An 18321-nucleotide genomic window follows, 5' to 3' on the forward strand; every position below is an offset into this window, starting at 1 on the left:
TCTTACTTCTCCTCTATTTTCTTAATCTCATAATCAATTTCTAAAAACTTAACTCCAAATATCCACATTCTATGATTAGCTTCTAATATTTGATCCGTGCTCTCTTTAATAATAAAAGTCTCTGCTAATGGTAAACGTATTGTAAAGAAACGAGTATGTAAATAAATCCCCTCATCTCCCTTACCATTTCTTCTCAACTTACTAGTAATGATTAAATCTTTATTCTTATTACATAATTTCAAAATCCCCGTCATATTCGAATATGGTAAAGGTAATCCGATATTCATGTATTTCTCATCCTCATGGGTATGTTTTGAGTAAAGAGCTACAAAAATAGATTCTCCTGCTTCATTTTTTCTTAGCCAAGCCCTTACATTCTCTCTTCCATCCTTCTCATCTATTACCCCAATGATAGAGCCATGCATAGTTTCCCACTTGCCGCCCATTCCTAAATGTATTTGTCCTACACGCTTACTCATTTTCTCATAACAAAATGCAAGCGGGCGAAACCAACGAGTCCATTTAATATGCGATTGTAACTCATACTCTTTTGTATTTTCATAAAAACGAATAATACTTAAAGGAATCTTCGCCATGTCAAATGCCTCACTATGAAAATCATTCATTTTATCAACTAAACCTTTGTATTCCTTGTTATCTATTAAATTTCTGTTATGTAAAAATGCTTCACCAACTGTCGCATTTCCTCTTAACCTGCTCATTGGTTTCCCGTAATATTTATAATTCGGAGTACTCTTTTCAATCATCCAACCGAGAAAAGCTGGTAACGCTACTCCAATTCCATTTACCACACCGTGGATCCAAACCATTTGTGCAATTGTAATCGTCATTACTTGTTTGAAATTCCCGTATGAATATATGAGTGAAAACATTATCGTTACCATAAGTGTACTGGATGAAAGAGTAAGGAGAATCTTTGCACTTATAGCATTAAATTTCGTTCTCCACACGTAAACTCCATATCCGTATATGGCACATAAATATATGAACACTGCAAAAAATTCAAACACCCTCGAATACGTAATTCCTATCGCAACTGTCATTGGAGAAATGACGATGATAAACATAATAGCGTCATATAACTTACTTCCCCGTTCTCTTTTCCTTCCAAGTAAACCAGCTGATAACGGCAATAGAAATGCCGAGTAATGAAAGTGTGCAGCTGTGAGTAAAACTATGTCAGAACTAAAATGCATAATGGGGAATTTTGCTACAGAAGCAAAAAACCAAAAACCACCTAAAAACAAATAAATAAAAGCACTATCTATAGCTGCTTCCTCTAACGGCTTCCATCCTCTTTCTAGCAATCTACTTATACCAAATAATGCAACGATTCCTGTATATGCAAACCAAAGTAGCGCAAAGAAATAGTGATTTGTTACGAAAGCTAGCATTGCACTGATTGCTGCAATTGGATATAAAAACGATACAAATTTATAAAATAATAAATACGTTCCATTTCTTGTTTCTTTGTCAATAATACAAAATGACATCGGTATAAATAATAAGATAGATAACAATATAATTGCTTCAACAGGATTTATATTCGACCACTCGTATATTAGAAATATAATATAACAAACAAGCCCAAATAGTATATTTTTCATATCGTTTATTCCCTTTCCACAAATGTTCCCTTATATGAAAATAACGAACCAATTAACGGATTTCGTACTTGTACATGAATTCGAAAACATTGTAGTGTTTCATCATAACTTTCTACAATTTTTGCCTCTCCGTATAAAAATCTAGGTAACGGTATTTTTCTTCCAAACATAAAAAACCATTGTTTCTTTGAAGAAATATGCATCCCGCCTTTTTCATCAATATAAAAATTTAACGTAGAAACGAGTATATGCGGTTCGCCAAAATAATCTACAATTTCATTATTCTCTTCATCCAACTTCATAACAGCGTTAAAATATCTTTTCTTATTATGAAAATAAAAAGTACGATTCCACCGTACAAATTCTTTCCCCTGTCCATCTCGCTCAGCGGTATTATGTATCACAAACGGAACTTTTTGCCCTCGCTCAGAGAAAAACATACGGAACTTCGATGTAATTTTTAATATTAATTTAACGAAAAAAGATCCTCCATAAATTTCATCCATTTCCCCTTCCCCAATAAAGCTATTTCCCTTTGTTATCGCATATCGTTCCTGCAATTTTGGATGAAGCCTTTTATAAGAATCCCCTAATAATCTTTCATAAATATTAACCATATACTTATCCCTTTCTCGTCCTCTTACAATTTTTTGCACTCGGCAAATTAGTGCTATTCATATAACCGACAATCGATAACCCTATTAGAAGAAAATTTAATGTAATCGGATTAAACGGCTCTGTAAAACTTGTGATATTCGTAACTCCTGCCACTATAGTTAAGCCTATTAACATAACAATATGCAATATAAACAACTTTCGTTTTTGAAATGGCAATAGCCACATAACACCCCATATTATTTCTAAAAATCCAACTATTTTAAGTATAAAAATACTACTATCATTCGATCCGATTAGCGCAGAAAGCATCTTTACTTCTTCTGAATGAGTAAAAATCAATTTCGGTACAATCCCTTGATATAACCATACGAAAGCAACTAAACAGCAAACGAGCCAATACGTCATCGTTCTTCTAATTAGCAACTTAGGATGAAGTCCCTTTTCTAACCATAATTTTAAAGCATCAAAACTCCATGCAGTTGCCCAACCTAATAGCGGACGAAAAATATATGAATCTATCACATTCCCTATACGACCAAACCTTGTATCATAATCATATTGCGTTTCAAAATGAATATGTTCTCCATTCGGGGTATACTTCCAATAGCCTCGTCCTATTTGTATAAGTGATAGCTTATTGTCTGTCCAAAATTTCAAAGAGGAAATGCGCTCTCCAGTTTCTTTTCTTATTTCACCTATCGATTCCCCTTCTCCGGCTATTTCAAGCCCGAAACCAATCTTCGTTTTATATAAAAACTTCTGCGGCTCCCCCTCTTTTTTCTCCAAATACGAGATTTCCGTAAAACGGGCATCCCACTTTGTATGCAGGTCCGGCTCTTGCGTATATTCCCATAATTTCTTCATTTTTGTGTTCATTTCTGTTGCTACATAAATAGGCTTTTTCTTGCCCATCCTTCCACCTCCCATGCGCTATATTTTTAATGTACATGCAACGAATTTATTTTGCTACGTTTTTCACAAACTAATTTAATAAAAAGATAGAATTTCAAAAAAATACAAAAAACACTTGATTCCCTGAAAAATTTAAATTATTATAAAACAAATGTTACCAACAACTTCATAAATCATACACTCTCGCCTAAAACGTGAGATAGAGGTTGCAACGCTTATAAGTATTCTAAAGGAGACACAGAGATGTCTATGATCTTAGAGGAAAGGAAGTGTTGCCGAAATTGATAAATTTCTCTGCATTTATCAATTGGGGCTGTTTTCGAATAGAAACAGAACTGTCATATGTACAGACGTGTACGTATGAAGAGCTATCTACAAAAAAGAGATATCATTTTTATGATATTCCTTTTTTGGCGGTTTTTTTTATTAGCTCCGTTTTCTGTTTCCCTTTTCCTGTAACAGCACCATCCTCACTTATTTGAGATGGTGTTTTTTGTTTTTCTCTCTGGTAACTACAGGAATATTGGGATTTGTATATGTCCTAACCTATTCTTAAAAATGGACGAAAGAAGGAATTCGTAATGGAAACGATTGTACAAAAATTTGGCGGTACTTCTGTCGGAAGCGTCGAACGCATTCAACATGTAGCAAATTTAATTATTGAAGAATATGAACGAGGATATAGTATTGTCTCTGTCGTTTCAGCAATGGGAAAAAGTACGGATAAACTTGTAGCACTTGCTAACGCTATTACTGAAAATCCAAGTAAACGTGAAATGGATATGCTCCTATCTACAGGAGAACAAGTAACCATTTCATTATTAACAATGGCACTACAAACAAAAGGTTATAACGCAATTTCATTAACAGGATGGCAGGCTGGTATTACGACAGAATCTGTACATAGTAGTGCACGGATTACTGACATTAATACTGGTCGTATTCAATCCTATCTTGCTGATGGCACGATTGTTATAGTAGCTGGTTTCCAAGGAGTAAGTGAAGAACATGAAATTACCACACTTGGCCGCGGTGGCTCCGATACGACTGCTGTCGCATTAGCTGCGGCACTAAAAGCAAAAAAATGTGATATTTATACGGATGTGTCAGGCGTATATACGACTGATCCACGAGTTGTACAAGATGCTTATAAATTAGATGAAATTTCTTATGACGAAATGTTAGAGCTTGCAAATCTCGGTGCTGGCGTATTACACCCACGCGCTGTTGAATTTGCTAAAAATCATAATGTCGTTTTAGAAGTAAGATCAAGCATGGAACAAGAAAACGGAACAATTGTAAGGGGAGAATGTAACATGGAACAACAATCAATCGTTAAAGGTATCGCATTTGAGGATAATATTACACGCGTCACAATTAAAGGATTAGAACAAGGTGCACTTTCAACAGTTTTCTCTACATTAGCAGCGGCACATATTAATGTAGATATTATTATTCAAAGTATTACAAATGAAGGAACTGTTCACCTCTCCTTCTCGATTCATTCTAATGATTTAAGAGAAACATTAGAAGTGTTAGAACAAAATCAAGAGGCACTTCACTATGAATCTGTAGAACATGAAAATCATTTAGCGAAAGTATCAATTGTAGGATCTGGTATGGTATCTAACCCGGGAGTTGCTGCGAATATGTTCACTACTTTAAAAGAAGGCGGTATTCATATTAAAATGGTAAGTACATCTGAAATTAAAGTATCAGTTGTCATTGACCGTATTCACTTAGTAGATGGCGTTGAAGCACTCCATCAATCATTTATGGCGAAAATTGAGCCTTTAGTGCAAATGATTTAATTTCCGCCAGTAAAACTTACAACAAATTATATTAATCTATTTCCTTCCTATATAAATAGAAAGCTGTCCACATAGAATTTTAAAAATCTATGCAGACAGCTTTTTATCTTGTTATCGATATCCGAAGATCATTATAAAACAATTAAATTATTCTTTATACCCTTTCCTAGGAAATATAAATGACTCTTCTTATTTCTTATTACATATACTCTTTCGCTCTTTCCCTTGAAAAAACGATCTATATTCATTCAAAATAACTTTTTTCACGTCAAAGTAAAAAAGGGAGAGTAGCTCTTATTCCACAGCTACTCTCCCTCTCACTTATATTAAAACAAATGAATGTTTTCTTTTTTGCAAGCTTCACGTAAATCGTCAGGCCATACAGAAGATTGAACTTCACCGATATGTGCTTTACGTAAGAAGTACATACACATTCTTGATTGGCCGATACCACCACCAATTGTTAATGGTAGTACGTCTTCTAAAATACCTTTATGGAAATCATACTCACGTTTGAAGTCTTCACCAGTTTTCGTTAATTGCTCATCAAGTGCTTTACTATCAACACGAATTCCCATTGATGATAATTCGAATGAAGCTTGTAGTACTGGGTGCCAGAATAAAATGTCACCGTTTAATTTCCAATCATCATAATCGGATGCGCGTCCATCGTGCTTTTCACCTGAACGGAGTGCATCACCAATTCCAATAATAAAGACTGCACCGTGTTCTTTCGCAATTGCATGTTCACGATCTTTCGGTGTTAATTCTGGATATTTATCTTCCAGTTCTTGAGAAGTAATGAAAACAATTTCTTCTGGTAAATACTTTCCAAGGAACGGATATTTTTCAAATAAGTGATCTTCTAATTCTTTGAATATTCCATAAATTGTTTGTACTGTTTTTTGTAAGTAATCGACAGTACGCCATTCTTTTTGAACGATTTTTTCCCAATCCCATTGGTCAACATAAATGGAATGTGTTGCATCAAGTTCTTCATCACGACGAATCGCGTTCATGTTTGTATATAAACCTTCACCAGCTTCATATCCGTATTCATGTAATGCGAATCTTTTCCACTTCGCTAGTGAATGCACAATTTCTAATTCTTCTCCTGAATGTAACATATCAAACTCAATTGGACGTTCTACACCGTTTAAGTGATCGTTTAATCCTGATTTTTTCGTTACGAATAATGGTGCAGATACGCGGAATAGTTCAAGGCGTTTTGCTAATTGATCCTCGAAAAATGTTTTAACTTCCTTAATTGCGATTTGAGTCTCTCTTACTGTCATTAATGATTGATACATGGTGGTTTCCTCCTAAAATGTTTGGATGTTGTGGAAAGAAGCCAACAAAAAAAGCCCTTCTTCCCCAAAAAACTGGGACGAAAGACTTTGGTTCCGCGGTACCACCCAAATTAGCAACAGAGGTTGCTCACTTATACAGTACGGAGATTAAAAAATCTCGATACTGTTCTTCTTGTAACGGCGAAGTTCCCGGCTAAGTCTACTTTCCTATAAAGGATTTCGGTTAGCGACTCCAGGAGGTTCTTCATAATAGGCTTCGTATCAGGCTCACACCGTCCCTGACTCGCTTAAACTACATCCTACTACTACTCGTCCTTTCATAGTCGTTTTATTGTCACATCTCTGAAACATTTTATTAATGATTATTCTATACAAAAAATCGATAAAGTCAACAAAAAGTTTTAAAATATTTTTCAATTCTTTATTTTATGCCTTTACCGATTGTTCTTAATATAACATTTTTATTTCCTTTGTCTCTTCAATCCAAAAAACATTTCACTAATTGAAACTAACATATATACAACAACTAGTGTGATTGTTCGAAATATAGAATCCGCAGTATTTCTTATTATTTTCATTTTCTTTATAATTCCTTTCAGTTTACTCGCAATTTCATGATATACTATAGCATTCAAGCAGTTTGTTTTTATTTAAAGCAAGCATAGTCATTTATCGATAGTATTTTTCTAAAACATTGGCTATTATCAAATAAGATTTTTTATATAACGGAGTGATCATATGAGTAAAACGAAAGCAAAACCGAAAAAAGGTGTAGGACAAGGTACAGGAAGTAAAGGATGGAACCGTTGGCAATCAAGTGCGAAAAAGAAAGCTGCAAAACCATACAAAAGTAAAGGTACAAAGAAGTAAAATAAATTTCGCTTTATTTCTTTACTTTGTTCAAAACAAAATATAATTATTACAACAAAAAAGCTATGCTCTCATAAATTTGAAAGCATAGCTTTTTTCCATATTAAATCATAAGGATATCTCGAATTTCTTCCTCCGTTATTGAAGACAGTTTTTCTTCCCCCGGCTCAATAATTTCAGCAATTAAATTTTTCTTACTCTCTTGTAACTCGTGCATTTTTTCTTCAATTGTTCCATGTGCTACTAACTTAATCACTTGCACTGTATTTTTTTGTCCCATTCGATACGCTCTATCCGCTGCTTGTTGTTCAACAGCTGGATTCCACCATAAATCATACAATATTACCGTATCTGCACCTGTTAAATTCAAACCGGTACCACCAGCTTTTAACGAGATAAGAAATAAATCCCCTTCTCCTTCGTTAAAACGATTGCATAGCTCTACACGTTCTTGCGCTGGTGTACTCCCATCTAAATAAAAGTATGGAACTGCTTGACGGTTTAATTCTCGCCCGATTATTGAAAGCATCTTCGTAAATTGAGAAAATATAAGAATTCTCTTCCCTGTACTTCTGCATTCCTCCAAAATTTCTAGCAGCTGATCAAATTTAGCTGAACTACCTTTATAGTCATCAACAAACAAAGCTGGATGACAACAAATTTGCCGTAGTCTCGTTAAACCAGCTAAAACCCGAATTTTATTTTTACGTAACGTATCTTTATCCAAATGTTTTAACGTTTCTTCTCTTAACTTTGCTAAATAAGCGGCATAGAGCCTTTTTTGGTCCGGTAAAAGTTCTGATGATTGTAAGTGCTCTATTTTTTCTGGGAGTTCGTGTAATACATCACCCTTTAACCTTCTTAACACGAAAGGCTTTACGCGCTTCGCAATATCTTCACGTCTTAAATCACCGAACTCTTTTCTTCCCGGTAATAATTCTGGGAAGACAACGTGGAAGATAGACCATAGCTCTTCTAATGAATTCTCTACAGGTGTTCCCGTTAATCCAAAACGGTACTCTGCTTGAATCGTTTTTACTGCCTTCGCAGTTTGCGTCGTATGATTCTTAAACGCTTGTGCTTCATCAAGAAATAACGTATGAAATGGCCTTGCATATAATCTTATATCTCTTCGTAGTAAAGGATATGACGTAATGACAACATCAAATTTCGTTACATCTTTTAAAATTTTTCGGCGCTCTGCTTGATTTCCATCGGCAATAACTGCTCTAATATGTGGAGCGAATTTTTTTAACTCGCTAAGCCAGTTGTAAACAAGGGAAGACGGAGAAACAACTAATATAGGCAGTTTCTTCTCTCGAATTTCCGGCAAAACAGAGTCTATAAAAGCAATACTTTGCAACGTTTTCCCAAGTCCCATATCATCAGCTAAAATGCCACCAAAACGATAATAGGCAAGTGTTTTCATCCACTGGAATCCGTATGTTTGATACTCTCTCATTATCGCATCTAAGCCACTTGGCACCGCAAACTTCAGCTTTTTAGGGTTTTGAATGTTCTCTACCAATTCTTGAACAGACTCATCTAAACTTAATACGTTTCCTTCTTGCAGTGAATTCATCCATTTCACACTACGAATAAGAGGGACATCTATTTCTTCGCCCTTTACAAATTCTTTTCGAATACTAGATTCTTTTATAAACTGATTAATATCATTAAACTCTTTACTCTCAAGTGATAGTAGAGCACCACTTGCTAAACGATAATATTTTCGTTTCTCCTCAAGAGCGACTAATACCCCTTTAATTTCTGCCTCCGGAATACCCTTTATATCAAAGCGGAATGATAACCAATCAATTCTCTCTTTCCTTCTAACTCTTATAAGAGGAGCTGTATCTCCTTTATGAATTCGTAATTTGATTGCTGTCGTCGCATAAATATCAACTAAACCTTTTAACGTTGGAACAACGTAATATAAAAAGTTATACTCAGCTTCTTCATTATGCATAAAATAACCGCCTTCTGTCTTTGCAAAGGCACTTTCACTCATAATGTCTAAAATCTCTTTTTCCTTTTTCTCATCACGATTAAAAACAGATGGCTGCCCATCCTCTTCTAACGGATTAATCACGACGTTTCCATAATGAAATTCGAGACCTGCTAACAAACGATTTTTCACTCGATCTAAATATAATTTTGCTTTTAGCGAAGGCGTTTCAACACGATTTGATATTACTTCATCAATTCGCACAGTACCAAGCTTCATTAATCCTGGTACAACTTTTGCTACAAAGTGTTCCATCTTATCTGCTGGAATATACAACTGGTTACTACTAGAACGATTCATCATTTTTTGTAATTCGATAAGCCGCTTACAATCCTCAGCATTCAACTGATGCAGTTTCCCTCCAAATAGAGCATAACTATACGTATCCATTACTTCTACTTGTTGTAAGCCGTCAATATAAAGTGTAAACCCACCGTTACTCCCTTTATTAAACTCAAAATGTAAAGGCAGTAGTCCTTTTGAAATTTGTAAACCGTGAAAAGATTGTCCATCTTGATTAAGTCTCACACACTCAGTTTTAGAAAGTAAAGAAAGCATATCCATCCACGAAGCTGGCGGTATTAAAATCATGCTATCATCTTGTTTTGCGTGTACTTCTAGTGTATCCTCATACATTTTTTCGTTATGATACATTTTAATAAGTTGCTGAATAATCGCATCCGTTTCTTGCTTGAAGCTATGTACATCTGGTGTGTATGTAAATTCATTGGAACAATTAAAAGCCTCTCTTTTCTCCACTTTAGAAAGAAATTCTCTAATATGATTTACGAAATACGTTTTGGCGATCTTCAACTGAACCCCAAGAAGTGCCCCACCATTTTTCGTAACTACTGGTGTACAATTAAACTCAATATCAAGTATTTCACGTGTATCAAAACGGTGTTGTTTACTTTTTGGCCTCAGTGGTTGTTCTGCAAACAATTGAAACATCCCGCTTGTTAATTGTTCGCTTCCGCTATTAATGGGCAATATTCCACCCGTTTGTTGATTATAATTTATTTGTATAAGTACAGCGGCAACATGTTGGCAGTACGTTTGAAAAGACGCTAATGACGGACAACTACATTTCGCAACCACATCACCTTTTTTAGCTTTTTCTACTGTAACATGAAAATCTTCGTTCCCTTTTACCGTCGCCTCGCAAATTTCTTTATTTTCATCATAATGATTCACGATTACTTTATTTGCTTTATAATACGCTTCTCCTCTTTTATATGAGGTCTCTCCGCATACTTCTTTAATAATCGATTTATTTATATGGAAACTCAATGGTTCAACCCCTCACGTCACTCATTTCACTCTATAAATATTGTACATGTATACTCCGGTAAGTAAAGTCGTACATACAAAAAACAAAAACAAGCCCCTTTCTCTATATCACGAAAGGGGCTTGTCTTTTAATTAATTGATGTCATCTAAATACCAAGATCCATCTTTTTTCACTAAATCATACGTATACGTAAATGATTCGCCTTGCTCACCTTGAACTGGTACACTTACTTTCACACTTAACGTTGTTGGTGTTTCACTTACTCTTGAGAATGTTTTCATTGCCTCTGTATTATAAACATTCGTTACAGGATATAAATAATACGGATTTAATATCCACTGTCTATTATACTTATAAGCTTTTTCAAACTGCTTCCCTGTAAATTTCGGCTCATAAAACTTTTTCATTTGTTTTTGTAAGTCTTCAAACTTTTCTTCTTCCGGCGATTTTACTGCCGCTTGTAAAATATTATTTGCGTGCTGCTCCGCATCCAATATTAATTGCTGAGCACTTGGTAAAGATAAACCTGATAGTGCTTGCTTATCTTCTTCACTTCCCGAAACTTGAGCACTCACCTTACCTGTTAATCCTTTATAGGCGATATTAATATCAGTCGTATCTCCTATTTTTGCATCATCCTTTACTGTCACTTCTCCAAGTTCATTCACGGTAACGAAATCTTTTGAACTTTTGAAAGTAAGTAGGTTCGGTTGAGTTACTTTTTTATAGCGATACGGTTCAATCGGTAATCCTAATGTTTCGTATTGTTTCATTACTTCTACCGGCACAGGTATTGCCAAACGTACTTGCAATTGTTCTTTTTGCTTTTTCATTACAAATGTTTTTTCAGGATCTACTTGTAACTTTGTTGGCTTCACGATATAAACTGGAACTTCTATTTCAGCCAGTACTTTTTCACCCTCTACTAACTCAAATAACAGATTTACTTTTTGGTCCTCTTTTACGTTTTGTTTCACCTGAACTGAAAAATTATTTGCATCTTTTCTTTTTGCTTCTACTACACCAGTATTTTTACTTGATACTCGTATTTCTTCCTTTTTAGATAAATCCGCTACCTTCATTTTTAACTCTTCTTCATCAAGAACTCTTTTTACTAATTTTAAATTTGTCTCTTCTCCTTCTTCTAGTAATAAATAATCTTGTGCTGATTGTAAATCTACTTTTTCACAACTTTTTAATTTACCTATATTCCCATCTAAATTTAATAATGTCTTTTCAATAGAAATACTATCAAAATGAATTAAACTTGCCTTTAAGCCTGCTTGCACATAGTAATCAAGAGAACCTCTTGCACAAATCTCTCCATCAGCCTTCCATATATTTGAATCAACTTCTTTTATTCCGGCAAACGCCCTCGCCTCAGCATCTAATTTCAGTCCAGCTTCAAAATTCGCCCCTATTAATACTAAATTAGCAAGTGTCAAACCACCTTCTACTTCGACTCCAGCTTTCCCATTAAACTTCGCTTCACCAGTATAGCTTACGTTAGGTCCCAGCTTCTTATGTTCATCTACAATCCCACCATTTTCAATACCCGCTCGGTATGAGTCAACCTGTGTAACATCTATCTCTACACCTAATGACAGGTCTGCTTTTACTACTATCGAACCTTCAACCATCAATCCTAAATATGGAGTAGTCGGATTTTGCACGTGAAAAACGAACATAGATTTTTTGAATGTCTTAAGAGAAATACCTCTTTTTTTAATAATCTCTCTCCATTCATCAATAGACTTATCTTCTAAACTTTCGTTTCCACATGCCTTTTTATTACCGAGACATTTAGAATAATCTACGGATAACTTTAAATTCCGCTCAATGTCACTTTTAATAATAAATTTCAAATCATCTAAATTAGTTGCGTTTTTATATTCCACATCAAAATCTACATTTTTAACTTTCATTTCACCTTTTATAGCGAAAGTCAAATCACCTTTATTTCCTTCTTCTTTCTTCACATCTTCAGCATCTTCAGCTTGAAGATCCTCACCTTTAATACTTACATCAAATCCCATTGCAAATTCTTTTTTATCTACATCATATTCACCACTTGGCGATTTCAGCAATTGATATGGTGCAATCAATAAAGGTTGCTTGCTTCTCTGCTCCTCATTGATTTTTCGCTCAATAGAATTTAAAAATTTAGATTGATTATTTTTCAATGTTACACCTTCTGCTAAATAAACAATCTCTGCATTGTCTCTTGTAACTGACACTTTTTCCTTCACATCTATTTTTTCAATTACTTCTTTAGCCTCTGGTTGCACCGCTTTTACAACCTTCTCCCCATTACTCCCATCCGTTATAGAGATGATTTTAATAACAACCCCAAGTGGATTATTTGGGATTGGTGGCAAAATTAAAATGTTATCATTTTTCAACTCTTTTAATTTTGCTGCTTCCTTTTTGAACGTGAAAGTATCTGTTTGAGTTTGTACTATGTCGTTTTTATATTGTTCTTTCACTTCATATACGTTCTTTTTGTATACGATACTTGCTTTTTCACTGTCTCCTCCATTACCCGTACCACCACCAGTATCTCCATCCCCAGTAGTCGGCTCATCTTTCTTGAAATCAATAACTTTACTAACGACTGCTGTCGATTCCGCCCTCGTTAATGTTTGTTTCGGTTTAAACGTTCCATCTGGATATCCCGAAATGATTCTTGCATTTACTAATGCAGCTATCAATTTAGGATTTTTCGTAAATTCACCTTTATCTCCAAATTTTATTTCCTCATCTACTTCTTTTAACTTCAACACTTTCGCGATAACAATCGCCATTTCTTCCCTTGGGATTTCTTGCTCTGGTTTGAAGCTATCTCCATATTCTTTCTTTACAATAATCCCTTCTTTTATCGCTGTTTCGACGTACTGATTTGACCACTTACTTTTCGGTACATCTTTAAACGTCTCTTGGTCTTTTACAACCTTATAGCCTTGTTGTAGCACAATCATTGCTAAAAACTGTTCTCTCGTTAAACGATCTTCTGGACCAAAAATCCCGTTCCCTTTACCAGATACAATCTTCAACTCTTTTAATCTTTTTATATCTTTATACGCCCAGTAGGAAGGTGGTACATCATCAAATACATATCCATAATCGAGTAATTTAACGATGACTGCTGCCGACTCCGATCTTGTTAATGTTTGTTTCGGTTTGAACGTTCCGTCTGGATATCCTGAAATGATTTTTGCATTTACTAATGCAGCTATCAATTTAGGATTTTTCGTAAATTCACCTTTATCTCCAAATTTTATTTCTTCATCTACTTCTTTTAATTTTAAAACCTTTGCGATCACAATCGCCATTTCTTCCCTTGAGATTTCTTGCTCTGGCTTAAAGTTATCTCCGTACTCTTTCTTATCAATAATCTCTTCTTTTATTGCTGTTTCAATGTATTGATTTGACCATTTACTTCTTGGTACATCTTTAAATGTCTCTTGATCTTTTACAATTTTATAGCCTTGCTGTAGCACGACCATCGATAAAAATTGTTCTCTCGTTAAGCGATCTTCTGGACCAAATAGCCCGTCTCCCTTACCAGATACAATCTTTAACTCTTTTAATCTCTTTATATCTTTATATGCCCAATAAGAAGGTGGTACATCCTTGAATACAAGCTCATTTGTATTCTCAGCTGCACTATTAAACTGATTTGTTTTTTTATTTACCTCGTTAGCAGCGTACGCTATTGCACCATCAAATATCACTGTTATAAATAGTACAAACAGTATACTCAATTGCGCTACTTTTTTAAGCCAATTTTTCATCCCGTATTCCCCTTTTGCATTCAAAATAAAATAAAGATAACCGCATCGAATTATTCATCAATTGTTGAAAGAACAGTTTCTATGTTTATACCGTCTCCAACCTTTTTAATGAATGATTTTCCCATATTTAAATCTCCTGAGATTTTAGGTAACAATAAATAATCAAGCCATACCGTTTCCCCTGATTGAATAGAATTAACAACTCGCTTCAACTCTGTTCCTGGTGTATAAACAAAGTTTTTCTTGTCCGCTTCATTTAACTCTACATGTAAATCATAAATAACGTTTGGCGATTTATTTTCAATTCCTACCTTGACTACATATGGAAGACCTTTATATGCTTTTTTATCTACTTTAATATGCATCTTCACTCCATCTTCCCCGTACACTTCAATTGGCTTAGCTGTTTTAAACTCGGCAGAAAGTGGCTCATCAAACGGGTATAATGTAGATGAGAAATTAGCACCTAAATGATATTCACCTTTTTTATCTCCACGAATATACCACTCAGCTTTCTTAACCTCATTTCCACCTATCGCTCCTAAATGGATTGTTTCACTTTGTTTTTCGGAAATCGGAGCTAAACTTAATCCTTCTGGTAACTTTAGCGATATATTTGTATTTGTTAATTCAAATGGCTCATCCGCAAAACTTTGAATCATCACTTCCACTTTAAAGAACTCTTTCAACCAACTTACTTTTCCTGGAACTACCATATATCCAACTGCAGGAGGAGCTTCTTTTTCTTGGAAACGCTCATTTTGAATAACAACTGGGTACACATTAACCTCACTTGCACCACTACCAATCGACACATTTAAATTACCTTGTATAATCTTCCCTACATTATTAATGATGTAATCAACTTTTTTATCCTCATTATCTATTTTCAAATGCAGTTCAAACTTATACACATGGCGATTATCCGGATGATTGACATCAATACCTGCCTTCTCTATTTCCTCTTTTGACATTTGTGTTACGTTCATCTTCCCATCAAATAACTGTGAAGGTTCTAGTATGACTTTCTGCTTCGTCCGCTCATCATTCTTTACAACTACGTCTACAGAAACAGGTTTATATCCTTTCTTATAAACGTATACTTTATAAGCACCTTCTTGTGGTTTTAACGATAAAGTACCATTACTACCTGTTATTAACTTTTGTTTATTTTCTTTCGAATCTTCTAACACAACATTAACACTATCCATTCCGCGTCCATTTCCATCTTGTACTTCTAGTAATAAACCAGTCTCTTTCTCTGTTACTTCAACAGGAATATTCAAACTTTGTTTATCTTTCGTTATCGTAACAGTTGCAGTTCCTTTTTTATCTTGAGCTATCAACTTCCCAGAAGCGTCTACTTCTACAACAGATGAATTAGAAGATTTAAAATTCACACTTTTCGTAACATCTTTCAGCGAACCATCTTCATATAAACCTGTAACTTTTAGTTCATATACTTCTTTCGTTTTTAATGCAATTTTCTTCGTACCAACTTGTAATGCAACGAGCGGATTCTCTACTTTTACTTTCACTTCCTTTTTTATATCTCTTACAGATACTGTAATAATAGATTCTCCTTCTTTTTGCGCTACAATATTTCCAAACTTATCGACTTTCACGTTGTCGTTGTTGCTAGAAAATGTTGCTTCTTTATTACTAACGAAACGATAATTCTCCTCATAAACGCTTATTACTTGTATCTTTTTCATACCGTTAATACGCAACGTTATATTTGACTCCTCAAATTCAATATCTTTCAGGCCATTTTCAATATATATAGGAACACGCACCTCATGATTTTTATAATTTGCTACAAGGGTGGCTTGCCCTTGTTTGAGTCCTCTAATCTCTCCATTGTTCTCAATTCTAGCTATATCTCCATCATTTATCCAAAAGTTTGTTTGATCTGTGACATCCTTTTCACCATCATTATATTTTGCTTTTACAACAATCTTCTCTTTAACGCCTTCCTTTAAATTAATTTGATTTTTATTTATTAATAATTCTTCTACTCTTTTTTCTACTTTTATTTTCTCTTCAAATTTAAAATCTTTATACGATACTTTTATAACTGTTTCTCCCACTCCTTTTCCAATTAAATACATCTCTTCATTTTCAAATTCAATTCCAGCAACTTCTGGATTTGCAGACACCATTTCAGCAACCCTAGTAACCTCTTCTACATACCCATCATCATATCGCGCCAAAAGAGTTAATTGTGTTTTACTTCCTTCTGTCATAACTCGGCTACGATTTTCGTAGGCCGGATAGAAATGCATTTGCGTCAATTTACGATTCGATTTTTTCACCGTTACATTAATATTTTTCTTAAATCCACCATACTCTACTGTAAGAACTGCCTCGCCTTCACCAACTGCTTCAAACGTTCTCAAATCTAGTATTCGTACCACTTTTTCATTTGAACTAGTGACATTTAATCCCCCTCTTATCTCTTCCTTTAATCCCCCTTCATATACACCCCTTACTAAAATTTGCCCTTTAGCCTTATCCACTAATACATAATTATCTCTTTCTAATTCAATATCTTTTAATGTTTTTTCAACCTCTACAGTACTCCAACCAAACATATTTCCATACTGTGCAGTTACACTTGTTACACCAGCTTGTCTTCCTATTATTTTATTCCCCGAATTAACTTCTACAATTTCGTGTTTATTAGCTTCTAATTTAATTTTATCAGTAATATCTTCTTCTGTTTCATCTCTATATTTAGCTATAACTTTATAAACTTGTTCTTCTCCAAATTTCAATTTAACTCGTTCAGGAGTCATTATTATTCTATCCATAAATATACCAACTGTACGTTGCCAACTTGCTGTGTCATTTCTCTTTCCCGAAAAAGAAAATTGCAAATCACGATCTTGTTTATTTACTTCTATTTCTATCGTTTTCTCAAACTCATCTTTCCCAAAAACTACCTTCCCTTGATTTTTCACTTCTGCTGAACTTGTAGCATTTTTAGGAAGAGTTACTTTCCAGTCTATACTCAATTCCTTATTACCTTTACCATGTCTTACAAATCCCACTATAAATTTTGATTTATCTGCACTTATATCTACTACATCTCTCCTCTGCATAGCAACATCATCATACTCTACTGGGGAGGGTATATCTTCAAATGCAAACGGCTTAATAAGCACATTCGAATCTACACCATTATCTTTTCCATCCGCAATTACTAATTTCAGCTTATTCCAATCGTTAGCTTTTACGTTTGACCTAGCATCTAATACTTTAGTCATTCCATCCATTTCCGTATTTCTAGCACCATTTGTATTTGAAATATAGTTATGATCTCTATTAACCCAATTATTAATGGTTGAAGTTGACACTGGGGCCCAGCTATCTGCAAGAGCTATATTTCTCTCGTTAATAAACACCCCTAGCGCATCACTATAATTCGAAAATTCCTCATACTCATCTGAAGCAAGCACATACTGTACGTTCATTATTTCTTTCAACGGCTTAAATTCAAACTCTAAAACACTCGCATCAAATGTCTTCATTCCATTCCCTAGTATTTTCTCTAAATCACTATCACCGGGCTGATTATTAATCTGTGTATAACTTTTATACTTATTAGGTCCTATAATTCCTTTCACATTACCTGTACTTAATATAACTCCCTCTTCAATCCCAAAAATATTTTGCTTCGCTTGAACTGTTCCAGCTGCTTGATTTGCACCTTTATATTTCACATTTCGAATTTCCACACCATCGCCAACGAGTTTTTTCGCTAGCTGTTCTGCTTTCACATTATCATCTAATGTAGATACTGAAATGTCCGGATTATTACTCTTACCAGCCTCTTGTATGCTTTTGATTTCAAATTTTCTGTCTTCTTTAATTGTTTCTTCCCCATTTGCTTTTACATAAAAACCTGGTAACTGTAAACATAAAATAGCAACTATACAAATTGTTAACACGCTTTTAAACTGCTTATATTTTCCTCCCAACTACTTATCCCCTTTCCTTTTCTTCAAATACAAACGTTTCCGTTATTAACTCCTTTCTTTTCATTTTATTGGAAACTCATAAATATATTAATCTAT

General features: G+C 34.5%; 9 protein-coding genes, 1 pseudogene, 1 riboswitch and 1 other annotated feature. Of the genes and pseudogenes, 2 read left to right on the forward strand and 8 right to left on the reverse strand.

Annotated elements, in window-relative coordinates:
• Positions 1–2: 2 nt before the first annotated feature.
• The 3 genes from JTF23_RS00415 to JTF23_RS00425 are packed head-to-tail and all read right to left on the reverse strand — an operon-like array spanning position 3 to position 3158.
• Entirely contained in the window at positions 3–1628 is a 1626-nt protein-coding gene (locus JTF23_RS00415; RefSeq protein WP_204207856.1) for a YndJ family protein, read from the reverse strand.
• Between the two features lie 5 nt (positions 1629–1633).
• Positions 1634–2245: a DUF4166 domain-containing protein gene (locus JTF23_RS00420; protein ID WP_078173120.1), complete on the reverse strand. Its 612-nt coding sequence runs from the start codon at positions 2243–2245 to the stop codon at positions 1634–1636.
• A gap of 4 nt (positions 2246–2249) precedes the next feature.
• Entirely contained in the window at positions 2250–3158 is a 909-nt protein-coding gene (locus JTF23_RS00425) for a DoxX-like family protein (protein WP_204207857.1), read from the reverse strand.
• A gap of 192 nt (positions 3159–3350) precedes the next feature.
• Positions 3351–3537: riboswitch (Lysine riboswitch) on the forward strand.
• Positions 3538–3739: 202 nt separating this feature from the next.
• Here JTF23_RS00425 and JTF23_RS00430 point away from each other — a divergent pair.
• A complete protein-coding gene (locus JTF23_RS00430; protein ID WP_204207858.1) occupies positions 3740–4969 on the forward strand; it encodes an aspartate kinase in 1230 nt (409 codons plus the stop codon).
• A gap of 189 nt (positions 4970–5158) precedes the next feature.
• Here JTF23_RS00430 and JTF23_RS00435 read toward each other — a convergent pair.
• A pseudogene (locus tag JTF23_RS00435) lies at positions 5159–5248 on the reverse strand (helix-turn-helix domain-containing protein); the annotation flags it as partial.
• 47 nt (positions 5249–5295) lie between these two features.
• Complete coding sequence (gene asnA / locus JTF23_RS00440) at positions 5296–6279, reverse strand: aspartate--ammonia ligase (protein WP_016104478.1); 984 nt, start codon at positions 6277–6279, stop codon at positions 5296–5298.
• 70 nt (positions 6280–6349) lie between these two features.
• Positions 6350–6609 (reverse strand) — a binding site (T-box leader).
• A gap of 408 nt (positions 6610–7017) precedes the next feature.
• Here asnA and JTF23_RS00445 point away from each other — a divergent pair.
• Entirely contained in the window at positions 7018–7149 is a 132-nt protein-coding gene (locus JTF23_RS00445; RefSeq protein WP_000047589.1) for a DUF3934 family protein, read from the forward strand.
• A gap of 103 nt (positions 7150–7252) precedes the next feature.
• Here JTF23_RS00445 and JTF23_RS00450 read toward each other — a convergent pair whose 3' ends face one another.
• The 3 genes from JTF23_RS00450 to JTF23_RS00460 all read right to left on the reverse strand — a co-directional run bounded on the left by JTF23_RS00450 (position 7253) and on the right by JTF23_RS00460 (position 18225).
• Complete coding sequence (locus tag JTF23_RS00450) at positions 7253–10447, reverse strand: DEAD/DEAH box helicase (protein WP_204207859.1); 3195 nt, start codon at positions 10445–10447, stop codon at positions 7253–7255.
• A gap of 132 nt (positions 10448–10579) precedes the next feature.
• Positions 10580–14242 carry an S-layer homology domain-containing protein gene (locus tag JTF23_RS00455; protein WP_204207860.1) on the reverse strand — a complete coding sequence of 1221 codons (3663 nt, stop codon included), beginning with the start codon at positions 14240–14242 and terminating at the stop codon, positions 10580–10582.
• A 50-nt stretch (positions 14243–14292) separates the two neighbouring features.
• Positions 14293–18225 carry a choice-of-anchor L domain-containing protein gene (locus tag JTF23_RS00460; protein WP_204207861.1) on the reverse strand — a complete coding sequence of 1311 codons (3933 nt, stop codon included), beginning with the start codon at positions 18223–18225 and terminating at the stop codon, positions 14293–14295.
• Between the last annotated feature and the right edge of the window lie 96 nt (positions 18226–18321).

The organism is Bacillus sp. RIT 809, assembly GCF_016892495.1.
GTDB classification, from domain to species: Bacteria; Bacillota; Bacilli; order Bacillales; family Bacillaceae_G; genus Bacillus_A; species Bacillus_A cereus_U.

Excerpts from the sequence above, each read along its gene's own strand:
- JTF23_RS00425 (WP_204207857.1), bottom strand. The coding sequence starts at position 3,158 with ATGGGCAAGAAAAAGCCTATTTATGTAGCAACAGAAATGAACACAAAA.
- asnA (WP_016104478.1), bottom strand. The coding sequence starts at position 6,279 with ATGTATCAATCATTAATGACAGTAAGAGAGACTCAAATCGCAATTAAG.
- JTF23_RS00455 (WP_204207860.1), bottom strand. The coding sequence starts at position 14,242 with ATGAAAAATTGGCTTAAAAAAGTAGCGCAATTGAGTATACTGTTTGTA.
- JTF23_RS00420 (WP_078173120.1), bottom strand. The coding sequence starts at position 2,245 with ATGGTTAATATTTATGAAAGATTATTAGGGGATTCTTATAAAAGGCTT.
- JTF23_RS00430 (WP_204207858.1), top strand. The coding sequence starts at position 3,740 with ATGGAAACGATTGTACAAAAATTTGGCGGTACTTCTGTCGGAAGCGTC.
- JTF23_RS00445 (WP_000047589.1), top strand. The coding sequence starts at position 7,018 with ATGAGTAAAACGAAAGCAAAACCGAAAAAAGGTGTAGGACAAGGTACA.
- JTF23_RS00415 (WP_204207856.1), bottom strand. The coding sequence starts at position 1,628 with ATGAAAAATATACTATTTGGGCTTGTTTGTTATATTATATTTCTAATA.